Raw genomic sequence first — 19,801 nt, 5'->3', positions numbered from 1 at the left:
TTGTATGTTTTTTCGTTGACAGCCCGTGTGCTGCATCCTAACCTCGCAGCAACCTCCAAACAGGCCGGAACCTTTCGTGGGCAACCTCTACCTGATCCGACATGGCCAAGCCTCCTTCGGTGCCGATGACTACGACGTCCTCTCGCCCGTGGGTGTGCGCCAGAGCCAGGCCTTGGGTGAGCACCTGGCCCAACTGGGTATTCGGCTGGACCGCTGCGTGGCAGGCGACCTGCGCCGCCAGCAGGATACCGCACGCCTGGCCCTGGAGGCCTTGCATGCCAGTGGCTGCCCGGTGCCGGCTGTTGAGACCGACGCTGCGTTCAATGAGTTCGATGCCGATGGCGTCATCCGCGCCCTGTTACCCGGGCTGCTGCCAGAAGAGCCCGATGCCCTGCACATCCTGCGCAATGCAGCGCAGCACCGCAGTGAGTTCCAGCGCCTGTTCGCCTTGATGGTGCAGCGCTGGCACGCGGGCGAACATGCCGACGATGGCCTGGAAAGCTGGCAGGCGTTCACCAGCCGTGTACAAGGTGGCCTGCAGCGCGTGCTCGATGCCGCCGGCAGCGGTGATAACGTTGCCATCTTCACCTCCGGCGGCACCATTGCCGCCCTGCTCCACCTGGTTACCCGTATTACCCCCAGCCAGGCGTTCGCGCTGAACTGGCAGATCATCAACACGTCGCTCAGCCAGCTGAAGTTCCGCGGCCGCGACGTGGCACTGGCCTCCTTCAACAGCCAGGCCCATGTGCAGCTGTTGAGGGTACCGGAGCTTGTCACCTATCGATAAGCCCGGTTTGTTGTGTCCCTGCGGGGACGTGTAAATAACTCTATAAGGAATGCGCCATGACCTCCGTAGCTGATGCCGTCAAAACAATGCAAGCGAAGTTCAACCCATCCGCTGCCGCCGGCCTGGACCTGGTGTTCGGCTTCAACATCACCGACGAAGACAAGCAATACGCACTGATCGTCAAAGATGGCACCTGCGACCTGCAGGAAGGCGAAAACCCGGACGCCAACTGCACCCTGGTGATGGACAGCGAAACCCTGAAGGGTATCGTCAGCGGCGAAACCGACGGCATGCAGGCCTTCATGGGCGGCAAGCTGCGCGTTGAAGGCGACATGATGCTGTCGATGAAACTCAGCGAGCTGTTCCCGTCCTGAGGGCTGGGTACACCGGATGATCGAAAAACCGAAGCCTTGCCGGCTTCGGTTTTTTTTTGCCTGGTCCAGAACTGCGCTGGCTATTTGTAGGAGCGGCCTTGTGTCGCGATGGGCCGCCAGGCGGCCCCGGCAATCTTGCATGGTGCGCAAATCCGGGGCCGCCTTGCGGCTCATCGCGACACAAGGCCGCTCCTACACGGGGATGCGATCAGGCTATCGGTGGTTTACATCAAGGCAGTTGATCAGGCAGCAACACCCTCACCTATATGGCACCTGGCACGCTTGTTCCAACGCCGGCAGGCCATTAGATTAGCCAATAGTCCTTGCGATCGAGAATAAGGAAAACGCATGACGCTCACCGACCAGTCCACCCAGGTACGCCCCGGCGAAGAACTCGACGCGGCCGTCATCGACCCTTACCTCAAGGCCAGCATCCCCGGCCTGGACGGCCTGCCGCGCATCAGCCAGTTCCCGGGAGGGGCCTCCAACCTCACCTACCTGGTCAGCTACCCGGGCCGGGACTTTGTGCTGCGCCGCCCGCCCTTCGGGCAAAAGGCCAAGTCGGCCCACGACATGGGCCGCGAGTTTCGCATCCTCAACCAGTTGAACAGCGGCTTTCCCTTCTGCCCCAAGGCGTACGTGCACTGCACGGACAGCAGCCTGATCGGCGGCGAGTTCTACGTCATGGAACGGGTCAAGGGCATCATCCTGCGCTCGGACATCCCCGCCGAGCTGAACCTGGACGCCAGCCGTACCGAGGCCCTGTGCAAAAGCTTTATCGACCGCCTGGTCGAGTTGCACCAGGTGGACTACAACGCCTGTGGCCTGGCCGACCTGGGCAAGCCGGAAGGCTACGTGCAGCGCCAGATCGAGGGCTGGACCAGCCGCTACGAAAAAGCCCTGACACCGGATGCCCCGCGCTGGGAAAAGGTGACCGCCTGGTTGCACGATAAAATGCCCGCCGACCATCCGCAGCCCGCCATCGTGCACAACGATTACCGCTTCGACAACGTGATCCTCGACGCCGACAACCCCATGCGCATCATCGGCGTGCTGGACTGGGAAATGGCCACCCTGGGCGACCCGCTGATGGACCTGGGCAACAGCCTGGCCTACTGGATCGAGGCCGACGACCCGGCGCCGGTGCAGATGATGCGCCGCCAGCCGAGCAACGCGCCGGGCATGCTCACCCGCCGCCAGTTCGTGGATTACTACGCCGAGCGCGCGGGCATCCCGCTGGACAACTTCGATTACTACTATTGCTATGGCCTGTTCCGCCTGGCCGGCATCGTCCAGCAGATCTACTACCGCTACTTCCACGGCCAGACCCAGGACAAGCGCTTCGCCCAGTTCATCCACATGAACCGCTTGCTGGAGCAGATGAGCTTGCAGGTCATTGCCAAATCCAGCCTCTGAACAACGCCCACGACGACGGATAACAAGGAAAACAGCATGTCCAAGACCCACCTGTTCGACCTCGACGGCAAGATTGCCTTTGTTTCCGGCGCCAGCCGCGGCATCGGCGAAGCCATCGCCCACCTGCTGGCCCAGCAAGGTGCCCATGTGATCGTTTCCAGCCGCAAGCTCGACGGTTGCCAGCAAGTGGCCGAGGCGATCATCGCGGCGGGGGGCAAGGCGACCGCAGTGGCCTGCCACATCGGTGAGATGGAACAGATCCAGCAGGTGTTCGCCGGCATCCGTGAACAGTTCGGGCGCCTGGACATCCTGGTCAACAACGCTGCCACCAACCCGCAGTTCTGCAACGTGCTGGACACCGACGTGAATGCCTTCCAGAAGACCGTGGACGTGAACATCCGCGGCTACTTCTTCATGTCGGTGGAAGCCGGCAAGCTGATGCGCGAGCATGGCGGTGGCAGCATCATCAACGTGGCGTCCATCAACGGCGTGTCCCCCGGCCACTTCCAGGGTATCTATTCGGTGACCAAGGCAGCGGTCATCAACATGACCAAGGTCTTCGCCAAGGAATGCGCCCAGTTCGGCATTCGCTGCAACGCCCTGCTGCCGGGCCTGACCGACACCAAGTTCGCCTCTGCACTGGTGAAGAACGATGCCATCCTGAACGCCGCACTGCAGCAGATCCCGCTCAAGCGCGTGGCCGACCCCAAGGAAATGGCCGGCACGGTGCTGTACCTGGCCAGCGATGCCTCCAGCTACACCACCGGCACGGCACTCAACGTCGACGGCGGCTACCTGTCCTGATCAGGCTTTGACCGCCACCAAGGTGTAGCTCAGGGGCAGGCGTGCAGGCTGCTCGCGCAAGCGGTATTCACCATCGCTGCCCTTGACCATCTGCCCCGGCAGCGCCTCCCAGGGGATGCTCTGGTGCTCGACCAGTGCCGTCAGCTGCAGCCCATGTGCCAGCAAGGCAGTCACGACTTCACCCAGGCCGTGGTTCCATTCGTGGGTTTCGGTGTGGGCAAGGCGCTGTTCGGTTTCAACGTAGGTCTGGTCGTTGTGCCACACCGTCGGCGCTTCGTGCTCGAAATAGGGGTATTCGAGCTGCAGGCGGTCCGTGTGGTCTTCGTTGACGGCCATCAGCATCGGGTGCCCATCGCGCAGGAACAACCGCCCGCCAGGCTTCAGCAGCGCCGCGACCGCACGCGCCCACGGCTCGATGCGGGGCAACCAGCAGAGCGCGCCAATACCGGTGTAGACCAGGTCGAACGTGCCTGCCGGCAGGACCTTGTCGGCGGCATAGACGTCGGATTCGACATACGCGATGGGCACCGCGCAACGCTCGGCCAGTGACCGCGCCTCCACCAGCGAAGCGGCGGAATAGTCCAGGCCGCAGACCTTGGCGCCAAGGCGTGCCAGCGACAGGGTGTCGGTGCCGATGTGGCACTGCAGATGGACCGTGTTCAGCCCGTTGATGTCGCCGAGCAACGGCAGGTCGAAGCGGACGGTTTCGGAAAGGTGCCCCGGGCGCTGGACCAGAATCTCGACTTCGTAGTCCTTCGAGGCAGCGTGCAGCGGGGCGCGTTCGTCCCAGCTGGTGCGGTTGAGTTGCAGTGAGCGCTCCATGGTGTCTTCCTTGAGTGGTGACGGCTCATGCTAGCGTCCACCTACGTCCCCACGACACCACTGCCTTGCTAAAAATTGTAAAACCCGAAAAACACCCACCGGGCAAACAACTGGGCCCTTGTAGGAGCGGCCTTGTGTCGCGATAGGGCTGCGCAGCAGCCCCAGGGTTTCAGCGCAGACGCACAGATTGCTGGGGCTGCCTTGCAGCCCTATCGCGACGCAAGGCCGCTCATACAGGCCGGCGATGAAGCCAGCCTTTACAAACAGGTGGCCGCCGCCGCCCGGCGCTGCAGCGCCACGCCGTCATTCTTCTGCGCGTAGTAGTCGACCCGCGCCCCGCCTGCCTGCGGGTAAACATCCACAAACGCTTCGGCCTCACGGGTGTACACCGTAAACCCGCCTTGCTTGCGCGGCTCCAGGTAACCACTGGCATCGTCGCCGAACACCTTCTCCTCCTGCCAGCTGAACTGGATGCACTGGGCCACCAGCTCCGGCGCCTTGTGCGAATCAAGCTGCGCAGTCGGCTTGCCGCCGCGGGCCGTCTCCATGGTCGCAGAAGCACAACCGACCAGCATCAGCGCCGCGGCCATCGGCAGAATCGCACGCATGTTCCATCCTCAAGGGTATTGAAAAAGAAGCGACTCTAGCACTGGCGGGCATCGCGAGTGAATTGTCACGCACATGCCGCTGTCGCAGATAAGGCATGCCGCCATAAAGGAGCACCACATGAAGCTTCACTATCTGCTACTCGCCGCCCTGCCCTGCCTGCCCCTGGCTGTCAGCGCCGCGCCCTCCAGCGAAGAGAGCATCACCGCCCCGGAAACCCACAATCGCGAGCTGAGCGTCGGCGACAAGGCACCGGACCAGTACAAACGTGACGACCAGGCCATCAAGGACTGGAAAGCCAAAGGCCTGCCCGCACCCGAGAAGGAAAGCCATTGGGTGCGCATGGGCGAGCACTACGTGCTGGTACAGATCACCAATGGGGTGGTGCTGGCGATTCAGCCGGCGTCCTGATTCAACCCGCCTCGACCACTGCCGCCATGTGCACCGTGTTGCGCCCGGCGGCCTTGGCCTGGTAAAGCGCCGCATCGGCCTGGGCCAGCAGGTTGGCGGTGCTGTCGTCGGGGCCCGGCACGCCACACCACAGCCCGACGCTGAAGCGCAGTTCGATCTGGTCACCGGCAAAACGCGCCGGGCTGCGCGCAATGGCCTCACGCAGCCCTTGCAGCGCAGCCATCGCCCCGCTGCGGTCAGAGCCCGGTAGCAGCAACAAGAACTCCTCACCGCCATAACGCCCCAGGCTGTCGCCCTGGCGCAGCCGCTGCTGCAACTGGCGCACGCAATGGCACAGCACCTCGTCGCCGGCCAGGTGCCCATACAGGTCGTTGATGCGCTTGAAATGGTCGATGTCGATCATTGCCACGGCCAGGCTGGCCTGTTGCTGGCGAGCATGGTCCAGCTCCACGGCAAACCGTTCCAGGATTGCCCTGCGGTTGAAGGTGCCGGTCAGCACATCGTGCAGGGCCAGGTGCTGCAAGCGTGACTCGCTGCGTTCCTTGGCCATCAGCACCAGCCCGATCGAATACATCATCACCGTCGCCGTGCCGATTGCCACGGAAATGCTCTGCTTGAGGTTGCTGGTGTCGTAACGCATTTCCACTGCCGTGCCATTGGCCACCGCCACCACACGCATGCCCAGGCCGACCAGGCTGATCAATGCACCTATCTGCAGCAGCAGGTGGGCCCTGCCCGGCCGCTCGGCATGGCGCCACGCCCAGTAAAGGATCATCGCGCATTGCAGCACCAGTACCAGCGTCGCCAGCAGCATGCGCGGCTCCAGCGTATCGAGCAGCAGCATCAGCCCCACCAGCATGCAGGCGGGGATGACGAAGATGACACGCCAGGGCACCACCTGCTCGCGTACCCGGAACAGGCTGGCGGTGTAGAACGCCAGGGCCAGCGACAGCAAGCTGTTGCCCAGGCCATAGCTGACCCACAGCGGGGCCTGGGCATAGACGGTGTAGCAGACATAAGCCAAGGCATGCACCAGCAGCCCGCAACCGGTGAGCAGCAGGTTGTCACGGCGGTTGCTGCGCCCGACCAGCAGCAGGCAGAAGGCCAGAATGGTTGCGACCAGTGCAACGGCGGCGAACAACGTGGGGGTATGGGCGATCATCGTGATTCACCGTGTGGCAGATGGCCGTCTTGGCTGCGGCTTACCCCACAGTTTAGAGGGACATTGCCCGCTCGACCATGACCGAATGGGACAGAACAACAGCCTGCAAGCACGCCGCTCATCACTGCAGCGACAATTTTTTGCCCGTCTGGGAAACCAAATGGATCATTCCCAGTCTCAGGAAGTGTCCCGTAAACCATTGCGGATCAAGGACCTATATCGTGATGACCCGCTTTGCAAGCCTTTCGCTGATTGCTGCATTTTTGCTGACCGCAGGCTGCCACAGCCATCGCTACCATGACGACGACGATGGCTGGCGCGACCACGACCGTGGCCATCGCCACCACCATCGGCATGACCGCGATGACGATGACAATCGTCAATACCGCGGTGACCGCGACTACCGCTGAAGCGTCTTTGCACCCCTGACCTGCCGCCCGTTGCGCGGCAACTTAACCTGATGATTCCTTTGAGGTTCGTACCATGCGTCTGACTCTGCCTTCCCTTGCCCTCGGCCTGCTGCTGTGCCAGGGCGCTTTCGCCGGTGACGGTACTGCCGCCATTGGCGGTGGCCTGGGTGGTGTCCTGGGTAACGTTGTCGGTCAACAACTCGGCGGCAAGACCGGCGCAGCCATCGGTGCCGGCGTCGGCGGCGCAGCCGGCAGTGCGGTAGGTGCACGCAAGGGCAACCGTACCGAAGCCGCTATCGGCGGTGGCCTGGGTTCGGCTGGCGGCTCGCTGCTGGGCGGCGCGGTGGGCGGCAAGACCGGCTCCACCGTCGGTGCCGGCCTGGGCGGCGCGGCCGGTGGTGCCCTCGGCAATCACCTGGGTGACGACAACCGCGGCAGCAAGAAGCACCGCCGTCACCGTCACTGATTAGGTGACCAAGGGGCCGCATAGCGGCCCTTTTTGTTGCAGCACATCAACACCCCCTTCATCACAAGCTGGCACACTGGCTGCTACTGTCTATCGTGCCCCGTGTGAAGGAACACCCCCTCCCCATGAACCAAGAGCTGCTCTGGGTCCTCGGCCTGCTGGCCATCGTCGTCGTCCTGTTCATCATCAATCGCCCACGCATGGACGTGGTCGCGCTGATGGTGATTCTCGCCCTGCCGCTACTCGGCATTCTCACCGTGGAGCAGGCCCTGGCCGGCTTCAGCGACCCCAACGTGGTACTGATCGCCGCCCTGTTCGTGATCGGCGAAGGCCTGGTGCGCACCGGTATTGCCTACCGTATTGGCGAATGGATGAGCGAGCGGGCCGGCAATAGCGAGACACGCCTGCTGGTGCTGCTGATGGTGGCCGTGGCCGGGCTGGGGTCGATCATGAGTTCCACCGGCGTGGTGGCCATTTTCATCCCGGTGGTGCTGAGCATTTCCGCACGGCTGCAGCTCTCACCCAGCCGCCTGATGATGCCATTGGCCTTCGCCGGCCTGATCAGCGGCATGCTCAGCCTGGTGGCCACGCCGCCCAACGTGGTGGTGCACAGCGAACTGGTGCGCAACGGCGAAGCGGGTTTCAGCTTCTTCAGCTTTACCCCGTTCGGCCTGGTGGTGCTGGTGCTGGGCATCGGCTACATGCTGCTTACCCGCCACTGGCTCAACGGCGAAGTACGCAAGGACGGCCGCGTGGAAACCCGCCGCACACTGCTGGACCTGGTACTGGACTACAAGCTCAACGGCCGTGAGCGGCGCCTGCGCATCCGCCCTCATTCGCCGCTGATCGGCCACACCCTCGGTGAGCTGGAACTGCGCACCCGGCACGGCGCCAACGTGATCGGCATCGAGCGCCAGCACAAGTTCACCACACGGGTGATCTCCGCCGACTCCAACACCGTGCTGCAGCAGGGCGACGTGCTGTTGCTCGACCTGTTCGCCAACCGCGACGACCTGCGCAGCCTGTGCCAGACCATGCAACTGGAGCCCCTGCACTTCAAGGCGGCCTATTTCATCGATCAGTCCCAGGAGCTGGGCATGGCCGAAGTCTCGCTGCCACCAGGCTCGCAGCTGATCGGCAAGAGTATTCTCGAACTGGCCTTCCGCACCCGTTTCGACCTCAACGTGGTCGGCCTGCGCCGCGAACAGGCCGCTATCGAAGAGCAACTGGTCGAAGAAAAGCTGCGCCTGGGCGACACACTGCTGGTGGTCGGCCCGTGGAAAGCGGTACGCCAGTTGCAAAGCAAACCCAAGGACTTCCTGGTGCTGAGCCTGCCCGCCGAGATCGACCAGGTCGCGCCTGCCCGCACCCGCGCGCCGCAGGCATTGCTTAGCCTGGCGGTGATGGTCGGGCTGATGGTCAGCGGTGCCGTACCCAATGTCATCGCGGCGCTGATCGGTTGCCTGCTGATGGGCGCCGGCCGCTGCATCGACATGAACAGCGCCTATCGGGCGATTCACTGGCAAAGCCTGGTGCTGATCGTCGGCATGCTGCCATTCGCCCAGGCACTGCAGAAAACCGGTGGTATCGACCTGGCGGTAGGCGGGCTGGTCAGCGTGCTGGGTGATGCCGGCCCCAGTGCCATTCTTGCCTGCCTGTTCGCCGTCACGGCGGTGATTGGCCTGTTCATTTCCAACACGGCCACGGCGGTATTGATGGCGCCGGTGGCTGTCAGTACCGCCGCGCAGCTGGGCATGTCACCCTACCCGTTTGCCATGACCGTGGCCCTGGCCGCGTCGGCGGCGTTCATGACGCCGGTGTCATCGCCGGTCAACACACTGGTGCTGGGGCCGGGGCAATACCGCTTCGCCGACTTCGTCAAAATCGGCGTGCCGTTCACCGTGTTGGTGATGCTGGTCACCGTGGTGATGGTGCCGTGGTTCTTCGGCTTGTAAGAAAAGCGCCAGGGATTAGAGGCAATTTGACATTATCTCGACCGATCGCGGCAGATTGACATCAACTGGCCTGACGAAACACACTGCGGGTTATTGCCCCAGGTGCTTCAAGGCGTTGTCCTGGATTTCGTTTCCGCTTGCCGGTCGAGTTCATGGTTTTTCCAGCCCAATCGCGCTTGTTGCCTTACGTCGTTCTGCTTTGCCTGACCTTTGCCCTCACCTTGGGCGGCATCCTGGCACGCCCGATCGAATCGCTGTCGCTGTTCTGGCCAGTGAATGCTGTGTTGGCCGGCGTACTCCTGCGCTACCCCCGCCAGGCCACGCTGACCGGCTTTAGCCTGGTGTGGCTGGCCATGGTCGGCGCCGACCTGTTGTGTGGCAGCGCCTGGGTGCCGGCCCTGTGGTTCAACCTGTGCAATCTGGCAGTGGTGGTGACGCTTTGGCAGCTGCTATCGCGCTTGCCACGGCTGCACCGGCGCATGCGCACCCCGCACGGCGTACTCAGCGTGTTCGCCGCCTGTGCCGCCGCCGCCATGGTGGCGGCCAGCATGGCGGCGGTCATGGCCGCACCGTGGTTCGAGCAATCCTTGCGCGCCACCTGGCTGGCCTGGTTCAGCGAACAGTTCTCCACCAGCGTGCTGGTGCTGCCGGTGCTGCTCACCGCGCCCTCGGTACGGGCCCTGGTGCGCGGTGGCGCCCAGGCCATCCGCCTGGCGCCGCTGCTGGTGCTGCTGGTCTCGCTGGCGGTCAGCATTGCCTTTGGCGGCCCCGGTGCCATTGCCTTCCCGATTGCCGCCTTGCTGTGGTGTGCCTGGACCTACTCGCCGTTCATGGTTTCACTGCTGACCCTCACCGCCGGCAGCACCTTGATTGTGGCGGTGGCGCAAAACCTCATGCACTTCAGCGTGCCGCAAAGCGAGCCTGGGGTGACCACGCTGATGTCGGCGCGCCTGGGCATTGCCATGCTGGTGCTCGGCCCGCTGGTGGTGGCCTGCGTCAGCCAGGCCAACCGCAGCCTGATGGCCCGCCTGGCGCATCAGGCCACCATCGACCACCTGACCGGCGTGCTCACCCGCAGTGCCTTCACCCGCCGTGCCAACGCGCTGCTGGACAGCCGCCAGCAGCATGCCCAGGCACTGCCACTGACCCTGATGATGCTGGACATCGACCACTTCAAGTCGATCAACGATGCCCACGGCCACGGGGTCGGTGACCAGGTGCTGCGCCAGTTCGCCAGCACCCTGCAAGACCAGTTGCACAACGATGAACTGCTCGCGCGAATGGGCGGCGAGGAGTTCGTCGTCATCCTCCCGGGCCTTGCGCCAGAACGCGCCAAGTTCACCGCCGAACGCCTGCGCCGCGCCGTACAGGACCTGCACGTGGTGCAGGCCGACCAGCGCCTGCAGATCACCGTGAGTATCGGCCTGGCCGGCTGTGACGCCAATATCCCGGCCCCCAGCCTGGACGCGTTGCTGGCAAGTGCCGACCAGGCGCTGTACCGGGCCAAGGCCCATGGCCGCAACCGTGTGGAGCAGGCCGAAGCACAGCGCCAGGTAGTCTGACTCAACCGGCCAGCAAGTCCCACGACAGCTTGGCGATCAGCACACACAGCAGTATCAGGAACAGCCCGCGCACAAAGCCTGCGCCCTTGCGCACCGCCAGCCAGGTGCCGGTAAGTGCCCCAAGCACGTTGCACGCGGCCATGGGCAGGGCGATGGCATACAGCACGTTGCCCGAGGGCACGAAGAACACCAGCGCCGCCAGGTTGGTGGCAATGTTCACCACTTTGGCCGAGGCCGAGGCGTGCAGGAAGTCCAGGGCGAAGAAGCGGATGAACAGGAAGATCAGGAAGCTGCCGGTGCCCGGGCCGAACAGGCCATCGTAAAAACCGATTGCGCCACCGATCAGCACCGCCAGGCATTGCTCCTTGCGGCCGATCTTCGCGGGTTTGTGCAGCGTGCCGAAGTCTTTCTTGCAGAAGGTGTAGATGGCCATCAGCACGATCATCACCAGCACGGCCGGGCGCATCACACTGGGCGGCACCAGTGACACCGTGGCAGCGCCTGCGAACGACATGACAAAGGCGCTGAGCGCCGCCGGCACGATCAGCCCCCAGTCCAGCGTCACCTTGCGAATGAACGAGCGCGCCGCGAAGGCCGTACCACAGACCGACGCCAGCTTGTTGGTGCCGAGCAAAGCCGCCGGCTGCGCAGTGGGCAGCACGTTGAACAAGGCCGGGATCTGGATCAGCCCACCGCCCCCCACTGCGGCGTCGATCAGCCCAGCGGCAAAGGCGAACACAGAAAGCACAGCAATATCCATCATGACGCGGTTCCAGGCAGTGAAGACCCCTGCAAGGCTAATCAAAGTGCCGCGCTTGTGTTGAAATGCCATATTGCAAAAACTGCAACAAGGAGCAAGCAATGGCGTTGGACATGTTGCGGGAAATCCAGGCGTTCGTCAGCGTGGCGCACAAGCGCAGCTTCGTGGCCGCCGCCCGCGCGCTGGGGCGCTCACCCAGCGCGGTGACCCGTGCGGTACAAACCCTGGAAGACAACGCCGGTAGCAAGCTGCTCAACCGCAACGCCAACGCCGTCACGCTCACCGAAGCCGGCGAGCGCCTGCTGCCCCATGCCGAACGCTTGCTGGATGTGCAACGCGATGCGGCCGACGAACTGGCCGCGCTCAGCGGCAGCGCCCAAGGCTGGATACGCTTTGCCGTGCCGCAACTGCTGGGTGAGCATGTGCTGCCCCAGGTGCTCGCCGAATTCTCCCGCTGCCACCCCAAGGTCACCCTGGATGTACGGTACTGCGACGAAACCCTCGACCCGCTGCAAGGCAAGTTCGATTTCGTGGTGCGCGGGGCTTTCCCGCAATCGAGCGAGCTGATCGGCTACCCGCTGTGGGCCTACCAGCGCCACCTGTATGCCAGCCCGGCATACCTGGCCTTGGCCGGCACGCCACAGCAACCGGAAGACCTCGAAGGGCATGCGCTGATCCTGCACACCGCCCCGCGCATTCTCAAGGCCTGGCATTTTTGCCGCGACGACCAGATTACCAGCCTGCGGCCCAGGCCCAGGCTGCGCCTGGACTCCGGTGACGCGGTGTACCACAGCACCCTGGCCGGCGCAGGCATCGCCCGCCTGGCGGCCTGGATTGGCGAAGCGCAGGTCAAGGCCGGGCGGCTGGTGCGGGTGTGCCCGCAATACCGCCTGACTTCCAGCAGCGGCCAGGACCCGCAAATGCATGCCGTGTACCCTGCTGGCGAACTGCCGGCGCGGGTACGCGACCTGCTAGCGGCATTGCGCCGCGCCGGCCTGGCCTGCTGAAACAGCCCCCTGAAAAGACTGTTCAATTTCTGCTCAATTTAACAGAGCCCGCCGCGGGCCTGGCTTGCAGCACTTTATCCACAGACCTACCCACGTTTTTTGTGGACAGATTTCCCAACGCAAAGAACGACTTATCGCACAACCAGCAAGGCCGTATTGGCCAGCTTCACCAGTTCGATCCACTCCGACGTACTGATCACTCCAGCCTGTTCCAGCACCAGGGCATCGCGCAATGCCTGGTCATAACCCTGCTCATCAAGTGTGCCTTCGGCAAGAAAACGGCTACGCCACTCCAGCATGGCTGAAGTGCCTTTCTTGTATTCCATTGATGTATCGACTCCACGGCAAAGAGACCGGCCCGAATGAGCGGCGGCGGGAGACTACACGAGGCTTTTGCACTTGAGAATGACTTGCAGCTACCGCTGGTCCAGCAGTGCAGGCAAGGGGAATACTGGCCAATTGGTCAGTGATTGGGCCCGTCAGTTGAAATAGACGGGCCGCGCAGGAAAAACGCAGTTGAAGTCAGCTTGGCGGAATGGTGCCAAGAATACCAATCAGAATGGTCAGTAGCAGAAAACCACCCAGGAACAGCGCCAGCTTGCCCATTGGAACCTCTACAGTTGTGATGCGGGAATGGGCATATTGTCGGCCTTGGGCTGATACGGTTACAGATTCAGGTTTGTGGAAAAAAAGCGGACCAGATGAGCTGGCGCGCCGCAGGTGCTGGCGGTTTTTGCACCTCAGGTCAGTTGCTGAAGTTTTTCCGCCGGTAACCAGCCCAACTCACCATTACCATGGCGCCGGCACCAGACCCAGCCGTTGAGCGGCCGCACCACCTGCACCAGTTGCCCTGGGTCGGCGTCCAGTTCGTGCGCAGAATAATGGTCCAGCGCCCTGCCCTGGTTTACACCGAGCCGCTCTATCAGCTGCGACGGCACCCAGCCCGGCTCTTGACCGGTGCAGCTGCACAGGTACCAGTCCTGCCAGCCTGGCTCGCCCTCGTAGCGCGGGCCGATCTCCAGCAACGTGCCCTTGGCAAAGCGGATGGGCCGCGGGTATTCGCTGCGGTGGGGTTCAATGACAACGTAATGCATGGGCCTCTCCCTGGCCGGAAAACCTTCGATCGTAGCAGAGGCGGGCAAAACCGCCGCCGCACTGTGTTTGTATCGTCATGTGTATAAATTGAGACCTGATACACAAGAACGTTTTCTGCGGGCTAATCCGACATATCGGCGATACAGGCATCAACTTTACTGGCACCCATCAAACCGCACCGCTGGCTTTGCCAAGGAGACGCCCGATGCCTGCCCGCCACTCGACCACCGCCCTGCCACGCCGTTTCAGCCGTACGCTACTGGCCTGCGCCCTGCTGCCGCTGGGCCTGACCGCCGCAAACGTCACCACCGCTGCGCCTCAAAAGCCGCCGATAACGGCAGCAGCAGCGGATGACTTCGGCCCGCTGAAGCATGTGCACGCGGGCGTGCTCGATGTGGCCTACGTCGAGCAAGGCCCCGCCGACGGCCCGGTGGTGATCCTGCTCCATGGCTGGCCGTACGACATCCACAGCTTCGAAGCGGTTGCACCCGCGCTTGCCGCAAAAGGTTACCGGGTGTTGGTGCCCTACGTGCGCGGTTACGGCCAGACCCGCTTCCTGTCCGCAGCCACCCCACGCAACGCCCAGCCGACAGCGCTGGCCAGCGATGTCATTGCCTTCATGGACGCATTGCACGTCCAGCGTGCCGTGCTCGCCGGGTTCGACTGGGGCGCACGCACCGCCGACATTGTCTCGGCACTGTGGCCTGAGCGGGTGAAAGCGCTGGTGTCGGTCAGTGGCTACCTGATAAGCAGCCAGGAGGCGGCCAAGGCCCCGCTGCCGCCCAGCGCCGAACTGCAGTGGTGGTACCAGTACTACTTCGCGACCCCACGCGGCCAGGCCGGCTACGAGCAGAACCGCCATGCCTTCGCCAAGCTGATCTGGCAAACCGCCTCACCCAAATGGGCCTTCGACGATGCCACGTTCGAGCGCAGCGCCAAGGCGTTGGACAACCCCGACCAGGTGGCAATAACCGTGCACAACTATCGCTGGCGGCTCGGGCTGGCACAGGGTGAAACACGCTACGACCCACTGGAGGCCAAGCTGGCCGGCTTCCCCACCATTGCGGTACCGACCATCACCCTGGAAGGCGATGCCAACGGCGCCCCTCACCCACCCGCCGAAGCCTATGCGCAGCGTTTTACCGGCAAATACGAGTATCGGCTGATCAGCGGCGGCATTGGCCACAACCTGCCACAGGAAGCGCCGCAGGCGTTTGCGCAGGCGGTGGTGGATGCGGATCACCTGTAGCCTGCAGGCCAGCAATTGCTACACAAGATTTCGAAAAGCACGGCAGGCCGAGGCCGGGACTGATTGAGGGCCTGCTGTGCCGAAAACCGGTTGTGGCCCGCTATCACGCGGGGTTGAGCCTGGTTTGCATGACACGATTTGAAAAGCGGGTTGTAGGATCTTTTACCGCACGATGTCGGAATCATCGGTTAAGGAGGGTTTTCCTGTATGAAACATCAGTTTCTACAGGAAATTCGAGCTGCTACGGTCCGCTTTTCCTACAACGGCACGGAAGCCCACAGCGCGAGAAAAGCATGGACCCGTACAATGCCTCGGCCCTGCAACTGCAGAAGAATTTGCTTAACCTGCGCCTTGAGCGTGATCGCCTGAAAATGGAGGGCAAGGACAAGGAAGCGGACCAGCTCGCCGGGCCGATCGCAACGATGGAAGCAACCCTTCGGCAGTTGCCAGGCAGCTTGAAACCCGTGACCTTGCAGTGAAAGGACCGGCATCGTGCTTTATCCGCGAACGCCGGTAAAGCCGATGCCACGCCCTTCCACTCAGGCTGCCTGTACCTGCAACCCCAGCAATTTCCTCGCGTGCTTCAGGTCATCCTGCAGATCATGGTTCCACAGCCAGTCAAAGCGCTCGCCCAGCACCTTCCCCAACACTTGCCGATCGTCCAGCACCGCCGGGTCACGGAACTCGTAAAGCTCGCCCGCCTCCCTCGATGTGCGTTGCACCCGGCATGCACGCGGCCGCCGCACAGCGTCATAGGCCTGGAGTACCGCCTGCGGGCTGCCTTGTAAAACCTCCGGGTCAGCCAACAGCCGCGCCAACAGCCAGGCGTCCTCCAGCCCCTGCCCGGCCCCCGCGCCCTGGTGCGGTAGCATGGCGTGGGCCGCGTCACCGATCAGCCCGACCCGGCCGTGGGCATACCCCGGCAACTCGGCAAGATCATGCAGCGCCCACAACGATGGCGTTGCGATGCACGCCAGCAGCACCTGCGCCGCCTCCCCCCAGCCCTCGAACGCCTTCAGCATTTCAGCCTGTGTGGCCTGCCGCACCCAGGGCGCATCGTGCGGCCATAGCGGGTTCGGCTGGGTCCGGTCCGACACAAACGCCACCACGTTGATCAACCGCCCTTGTTTGACCGGGAAGGTCAGAATGTGCCCGTCGAGCCCCAGGTACATCTGCGGCACATCGATCAGATGCTCGCCGATACCACGCGCCCAATAGGCCTCGCGCAGCCGCTCGCTGTCGATCAGCCCACGGTAGGCGCACGTGCCACTGAACCGGGGCGAAACCCGCGGCACGCCCAGGCCATCGAGCACATGGTCACGGAGGGACGACTTGATGCCGTCGGCACCAATCAACAGATCGCAGTGGTGTTCTGTTCCATCGGTAAAGCACACACGCACGCGTTCGCCCACTTGCTCGACCTGCCGGGCACGCTTGCCGAACTGTGCGATGCCCGCCGGCAACTGGCTGGCCAGTGCATCGAGGAAGTCAGCCCGATGCACCGATGACTGCCCGACCCCTTGCGCCACACTGCTGCCCAGGTACTGCGCGTCGCGCCCGTCACGCCATTCGAACCATACATCCTGCCAAGGTGCTGGCGTGCTGTCGGCAATGTTGGCGTAGGCCTCGGCAATGCCCAGGCCGGCAATGGCGCGCACGGCATTGGCACCAAAAGACACCCCCGCGCCCACTTCACCCAACGCAGCGGCCGATTCGAACAGTTGAACCTTCAGGTGCGCATGCCGGCAAAGGTCGAGCGCAAGTGCAACACCTGCGATACCCCCACCAATAATGGAAACTTCGAGCGCAGTAGCTTTTTGCATTGCAAGGTACCTCGGGGCTGATTGTTATTGGAATGCGCCAATCATTACGGCTGGCCAGCCATTGATAAATATTGCGAAACCCATAAACGGCATCACCCGCCTGAATATCCCTCAGCCGGTTATTTGCCGAACGCGGCGAAGGCCGGGGCAGCCACCTGACGCCGGATAAACACCAGAACGGCGACGGCGCCGATGGCACCGGGTACGGCAAACGCCAGGAAGCTGCTTTGATAAGGCAAGTTCGCGCCATGCAGTACCCCGCCCAACAGCGGCCCGACAATCGCGCCAAGCCGCCCTATCCCCATCGCCCAGCCAAGGCTGGTGGAGCGTATGTGCGGCGTAGCCGGCACCGCCCATCAACTTGGGCAACCAGGCACTCAATGCATAAACCATCAGCAGGCAGCAGAAGAAGGCGACCCACAACGCAAGCGTATTGATCGCCCGGCCTTCATTGAATATTTCGCGGATCGAGACTTTTGCCCCACGGGCAGAGGCCAAGCTCAGTTGATCCGCGTTATTCGGCAAATACGTCGGCGTGAATACTATTCAGGCATACCCAGTGAGTCTGGTTTCGGGTAGCGTTGTATTTGGGCGCTGATAAAACCTGAAACCAATACCCGTCGCGTCTCGATCAATACCTGAGAGGTATCATGGAATTACGCGATCTGGACCTGAACCTGCTTCTGGTTTTCAACCAGCTACTGATCGACCGCAAAGTCTCCACCGCTGCCGAAAACCTGGACCTGACCCAGCCGGCAATGAGCAATGCACTGAAGCGCTTGCGTACTGTGCTGCAGGACGAGTTGTTCGTGCGCACCTACCAGGGCATGGAGCCAACCCCCTACGCCCTGCAACTGGCAGACCCGGTGACCACAGCCATTCACACGCTGCGCGATGCATTTGCCAGGCAAGACACCTTCGACCCGCGCACCAGCAACCGCCGCTTCACCATGGCCATGACCGACATAGGCGAGATCTACTTCATGCCGAAGCTGATGGACGCCTTTGCCACGCTGGCACCCGGGTGCACCATCAGCACCCTGCGCAACTCGGCGGACACCCTGGCCGAAGGGCTGCAGAACGGCGCCATCGACCTGGCGGTAGGCCTGCTGCCGCATTTGCAGGCGGGGTTCTTCCAGCGACGGCTGTTTCACCATCGCTACGTGTGCCTGTGCCGCAAAGGGCACCCCGCCACACAGCAGCCACTGACCGTGGAGAGGTTCGTGAGCTTCGACCATGTGAACGTGGTGGCGGCCAATACGGGGCATGGTGAAGTGGATACGTTTTATGCCCGGGCGGGGGTAGTGCGCAACATTCGCCTGGAGGTGCCGCACTTTGTAGCGGTGGGGCATATCTTGCAGCGCACCGATCTGCTGGCGACGGTGCCCGAGCGGTTTGCCGCCAGTTGCGAAGTGCCGTTTGGGCTGAGCGTACTGCCGCCGCCGGTGGCGTTGCCGAACATCGAGATCAACCTGTTCTGGCATGGGCGCTACAACAAGGACCCGGCAAACCGATGGCTCAGGCAGCTGATGTTCGATCTGTTCTCGGACACTCACTGACCGCTCGCTGGGCGCGCGTCAGGCAGTTGATCAGGTGCAGCCGCATGGCAGCGCGGGCGGCACCCGCATCCTTGCGGGTGATCGCGTCATGCACTTGCTGGCGCTCCCGCGCCTCCAGTGCCCGCTGCTCGGCATCGCACGCCGGCATGGCCTGCTGCGCCACCGCCAACAAGGTATGCCCAAGGTGGGTCATGGTGTCGATGAAAAAACTGTTGCCCGTGCATTGGGCTATCTGCAGGTGAAACTCGAAGTCGGTGCGCATGCAGGGCGCTGACTGCGTATCAACAGCCTCATCCAGCGCCGCCCGCATGGCAGCCAGTTGCTGTGCGGTGGCACGCTGGGCAGCGATGGCAGCCGCCTCGACCTCCAGGCAAAGCCGCAACTCGATGATCGCCACCTCGTTGTAAGCATCGCCCATTCCAGGGCCGGTACTCTGGAAGTCACCTGCCGGGATGGCGTCTACCACGAAGGTGCCGATACCACGGCGGGTTTCGACCAGACCTTCGGCCTGCAACCGGGAAATGGCTTCACGCACCACGGTACGGCTTACGCCTCGCGCTTTGGTCAAGGCTTCTTCGGTGGGCAATTTGCTACCCGCTGGCAATTCACCCGAGCGAATCTGCTGCGACAGGTCATGCACCAGTTGCTGGGCGAGATTCAGGCGTTTTTCCGGGGTCGCGGATGGCATCAAGTGAACCCTTGGTAAGCGGAAGACCCCGGAGTATACCCGCAGCCTGGGGCCAAAACGCACTATACTGGCCGCTGTTCACACACGAGCACAGCAATGCCAGACCACACCGCCAGCCCCTCTCAACCGCCCCGCCGCCTGGCCGAAGCGCTGGTCGAACGCTTCGCCGAGCGCATGCGCGAAGGCACACTCAAGCGTGGCGACAAGCTGCCCACCGAAGCAACGCTAATCGCAACCGAAGGCGTCAGCCGCTCGGTGATTCGCGAGGCGTTGTCACGCATGCAGGCCGCGGGCCTGGTCGAGACTCGCCATGGTGTCGGCACCTTCGTGCTGGACATGCCGGCGCCAGAGAGCTTCAACGTGGGGCCGGCAACCATCAGCCTGTTGTCCGATGTGCTCGACCTGCTGGAGTACCGCCTCAGCCTTGAAGTGCAAGCCGCAGGCATGGCAGCCGAACGGGCCACGCCGCAAGCGCTCGAAGAACTGCATCAAGCACTTGAGGCCTTGATGCAGGGCCCGGAAAAATCCGGCAGCACCACCAACGCTGATTTCCAGTTCCACCTGAAAATTGCCAAGGCGGCGGGCAACCAGTACCTGATCGATATCATGAAGCATCTGGGCACCAAGATGATCCCGCGCACGCGCATGAACTCCGCCTACACCGGGCAAAGCAACCGCAGCACCTACCTGGCCGGCATCAACATCGAGCATCAGCAGATCTACGACGCCATCGCCAGCCGCCAGGTCGATGCGGCGCGCGCGGCCATGTACCTGCACCTGAGCAACAGCCGTACGCGCCTGCGTGAGGCGCAACGGCTACAGGCTTTCTACAGCGAGGCCTGAGG

General features: G+C 63.1%; 22 protein-coding genes and 1 pseudogene. 14 read left to right on the top strand and 9 right to left on the bottom strand.

Features of this window, described 5'->3' with window-relative positions; translation table 11 throughout:
• The first annotated feature begins 76 nt into the window (after positions 1–76).
• The 4 genes from ABOC32_RS13440 to ABOC32_RS13425 all read left to right on the top strand — a co-directional run bounded on the left by ABOC32_RS13440 (position 77) and on the right by ABOC32_RS13425 (position 3,381).
• Positions 77–787, top strand: coding sequence for a histidine phosphatase family protein (locus ABOC32_RS13440; protein WP_234227009.1), 711 nt, complete (start codon positions 77–79; stop codon positions 785–787).
• Between the two features lie 56 nt (positions 788–843).
• Entirely contained in the window at positions 844–1,161 is a 318-nt protein-coding gene (locus ABOC32_RS13435) for an SCP2 sterol-binding domain-containing protein (RefSeq protein WP_043199553.1), read from the top strand.
• A gap of 348 nt (positions 1,162–1,509) precedes the next feature.
• Positions 1,510–2,577: a phosphotransferase family protein gene (locus tag ABOC32_RS13430; protein WP_426811360.1), complete on the top strand. Its 1,068-nt coding sequence runs from the start codon at positions 1,510–1,512 to the stop codon at positions 2,575–2,577.
• 36 nt (positions 2,578–2,613) lie between these two features.
• On the top strand, positions 2,614–3,381 hold the full coding sequence (locus ABOC32_RS13425) for an SDR family oxidoreductase (protein ID WP_426811359.1): 768 nt from the start codon (positions 2,614–2,616) through the stop codon (positions 3,379–3,381).
• Here ABOC32_RS13425 and ABOC32_RS13420 read toward each other — a convergent pair whose 3' ends face one another.
• A complete protein-coding gene (locus ABOC32_RS13420; protein WP_426811358.1) occupies positions 3,382–4,203 on the bottom strand; it encodes a class I SAM-dependent methyltransferase in 822 nt (273 codons plus the stop codon).
• A gap of 257 nt (positions 4,204–4,460) precedes the next feature.
• Positions 4,461–4,811, bottom strand: a complete 351-nt coding sequence (locus ABOC32_RS13415; protein ID WP_016498900.1) for a hypothetical protein — start codon at positions 4,809–4,811, stop codon at positions 4,461–4,463.
• 118 nt (positions 4,812–4,929) lie between these two features.
• Here ABOC32_RS13415 and ABOC32_RS13410 point away from each other — a divergent pair, with 118 nt between their 5' ends.
• The gene (locus ABOC32_RS13410) at positions 4,930–5,220 is read left to right on the top strand and encodes an RcnB family protein (RefSeq protein WP_086977771.1); all 291 of its coding nucleotides are present in this window, start codon (positions 4,930–4,932) and stop codon (positions 5,218–5,220) included.
• A 1-nt stretch (position 5,221) separates the two neighbouring features.
• Here ABOC32_RS13410 and ABOC32_RS13405 read toward each other — a convergent pair whose 3' ends face one another.
• A complete protein-coding gene (locus ABOC32_RS13405) occupies positions 5,222–6,382 on the bottom strand; it encodes a GGDEF domain-containing protein (RefSeq protein WP_426811357.1) in 1,161 nt (386 codons plus the stop codon).
• Between the two features lie 224 nt (positions 6,383–6,606).
• Here ABOC32_RS13405 and ABOC32_RS13400 point away from each other — a divergent pair, with 224 nt between their 5' ends.
• The 4 genes from ABOC32_RS13400 (at position 6,607) to ABOC32_RS13385 (ending at position 10,775) form a co-directional block, all read left to right on the top strand.
• A complete protein-coding gene (locus ABOC32_RS13400; protein ID WP_426811356.1) occupies positions 6,607–6,792 on the top strand; it encodes a hypothetical protein in 186 nt (61 codons plus the stop codon).
• Positions 6,793–6,865: 73 nt separating this feature from the next.
• Entirely contained in the window at positions 6,866–7,258 is a 393-nt protein-coding gene (locus tag ABOC32_RS13395; protein WP_016498896.1) for a glycine zipper domain-containing protein, read from the top strand.
• A gap of 125 nt (positions 7,259–7,383) precedes the next feature.
• A complete protein-coding gene (locus ABOC32_RS13390) occupies positions 7,384–9,213 on the top strand; it encodes an SLC13 family permease (protein WP_426811355.1) in 1,830 nt (609 codons plus the stop codon).
• Positions 9,214–9,350: 137 nt separating this feature from the next.
• Positions 9,351–10,775, top strand: a complete 1,425-nt coding sequence (locus ABOC32_RS13385) for a diguanylate cyclase (RefSeq protein WP_426811354.1) — start codon at positions 9,351–9,353, stop codon at positions 10,773–10,775.
• 1 nt (position 10,776) lies between these two features.
• Here ABOC32_RS13385 and ABOC32_RS13380 read toward each other — a convergent pair whose 3' ends face one another.
• Entirely contained in the window at positions 10,777–11,538 is a 762-nt protein-coding gene (locus ABOC32_RS13380) for a sulfite exporter TauE/SafE family protein (protein WP_086977776.1), read from the bottom strand.
• A gap of 98 nt (positions 11,539–11,636) precedes the next feature.
• Between ABOC32_RS13380 and ABOC32_RS13375 the strand changes: the two genes are divergently transcribed.
• A complete protein-coding gene (locus ABOC32_RS13375; protein ID WP_426811353.1) occupies positions 11,637–12,542 on the top strand; it encodes a LysR substrate-binding domain-containing protein in 906 nt (301 codons plus the stop codon).
• A 131-nt stretch (positions 12,543–12,673) separates the two neighbouring features.
• Here the strand turns inward: ABOC32_RS13375 and ABOC32_RS13370 are convergent, their stop codons facing one another.
• Both ABOC32_RS13370 and ABOC32_RS13365 read right to left on the bottom strand, forming a co-directional pair.
• The gene (locus ABOC32_RS13370; protein WP_043199536.1) at positions 12,674–12,868 is read right to left on the bottom strand and encodes a hypothetical protein; all 195 of its coding nucleotides are present in this window, start codon (positions 12,866–12,868) and stop codon (positions 12,674–12,676) included.
• A gap of 414 nt (positions 12,869–13,282) precedes the next feature.
• A complete protein-coding gene (locus ABOC32_RS13365; RefSeq protein WP_234226999.1) occupies positions 13,283–13,636 on the bottom strand; it encodes an SH3 domain-containing protein in 354 nt (117 codons plus the stop codon).
• Positions 13,637–13,842: 206 nt separating this feature from the next.
• On the opposite strand from ABOC32_RS13365, the gene ABOC32_RS13360 reads away from it, so the two are divergent.
• Together ABOC32_RS13360 and ABOC32_RS13355 are read left to right on the top strand one after the other, a co-directional pair.
• Positions 13,843–14,886, top strand: coding sequence for an alpha/beta fold hydrolase (locus ABOC32_RS13360; RefSeq protein WP_426811352.1), 1,044 nt, complete (start codon positions 13,843–13,845; stop codon positions 14,884–14,886).
• A gap of 293 nt (positions 14,887–15,179) precedes the next feature.
• Complete coding sequence (locus ABOC32_RS13355) at positions 15,180–15,365, top strand: hypothetical protein (RefSeq protein ID WP_426811351.1); 186 nt, start codon at positions 15,180–15,182, stop codon at positions 15,363–15,365.
• 60 nt (positions 15,366–15,425) lie between these two features.
• Here the strand turns inward: ABOC32_RS13355 and salA are convergent, their stop codons facing one another.
• Both salA and ABOC32_RS13345 read right to left on the bottom strand, forming a co-directional pair.
• Positions 15,426–16,709: a salicylate 1-monooxygenase gene (gene salA, locus ABOC32_RS13350; RefSeq protein WP_426811350.1), complete on the bottom strand. Its 1,284-nt coding sequence runs from the start codon at positions 16,707–16,709 to the stop codon at positions 15,426–15,428.
• Between the two features lie 119 nt (positions 16,710–16,828).
• Positions 16,829–17,243, bottom strand: a pseudogene (locus ABOC32_RS13345) (hypothetical protein); the annotation flags it as partial.
• Positions 17,244–17,359: 116 nt separating this feature from the next.
• Between ABOC32_RS13345 and ABOC32_RS13340 the strand changes: the two are divergent.
• The gene (locus ABOC32_RS13340) at positions 17,360–18,268 is read left to right on the top strand and encodes a LysR family transcriptional regulator (protein ID WP_426811349.1); all 909 of its coding nucleotides are present in this window, start codon (positions 17,360–17,362) and stop codon (positions 18,266–18,268) included.
• Here ABOC32_RS13340 and ABOC32_RS13335 read toward each other — a convergent pair.
• Entirely contained in the window at positions 18,228–18,956 is a 729-nt protein-coding gene (locus ABOC32_RS13335) for a FadR/GntR family transcriptional regulator (RefSeq protein WP_426811348.1), read from the bottom strand. The genes ABOC32_RS13340 and ABOC32_RS13335 overlap by 41 nt on opposite strands.
• Positions 18,957–19,052: 96 nt before the next feature.
• On the opposite strand from ABOC32_RS13335, the gene ABOC32_RS13330 reads away from it, so the two are divergent.
• Positions 19,053–19,799: a FadR/GntR family transcriptional regulator gene (locus ABOC32_RS13330; RefSeq protein WP_426811347.1), complete on the top strand. Its 747-nt coding sequence runs from the start codon at positions 19,053–19,055 to the stop codon at positions 19,797–19,799.
• The last annotated feature ends 2 nt before the right edge of the window (positions 19,800–19,801 follow it).

Source organism: Pseudomonas sp. WOUb67, assembly GCF_050058005.1.
Classification (GTDB): Bacteria; Pseudomonadota; Gammaproteobacteria; order Pseudomonadales; family Pseudomonadaceae; genus Aquipseudomonas; species Aquipseudomonas putida_R.
Note: the sequence above shows the minus strand (reverse complement) of the source record. Positions and strands in the feature narration are given on the sequence as shown.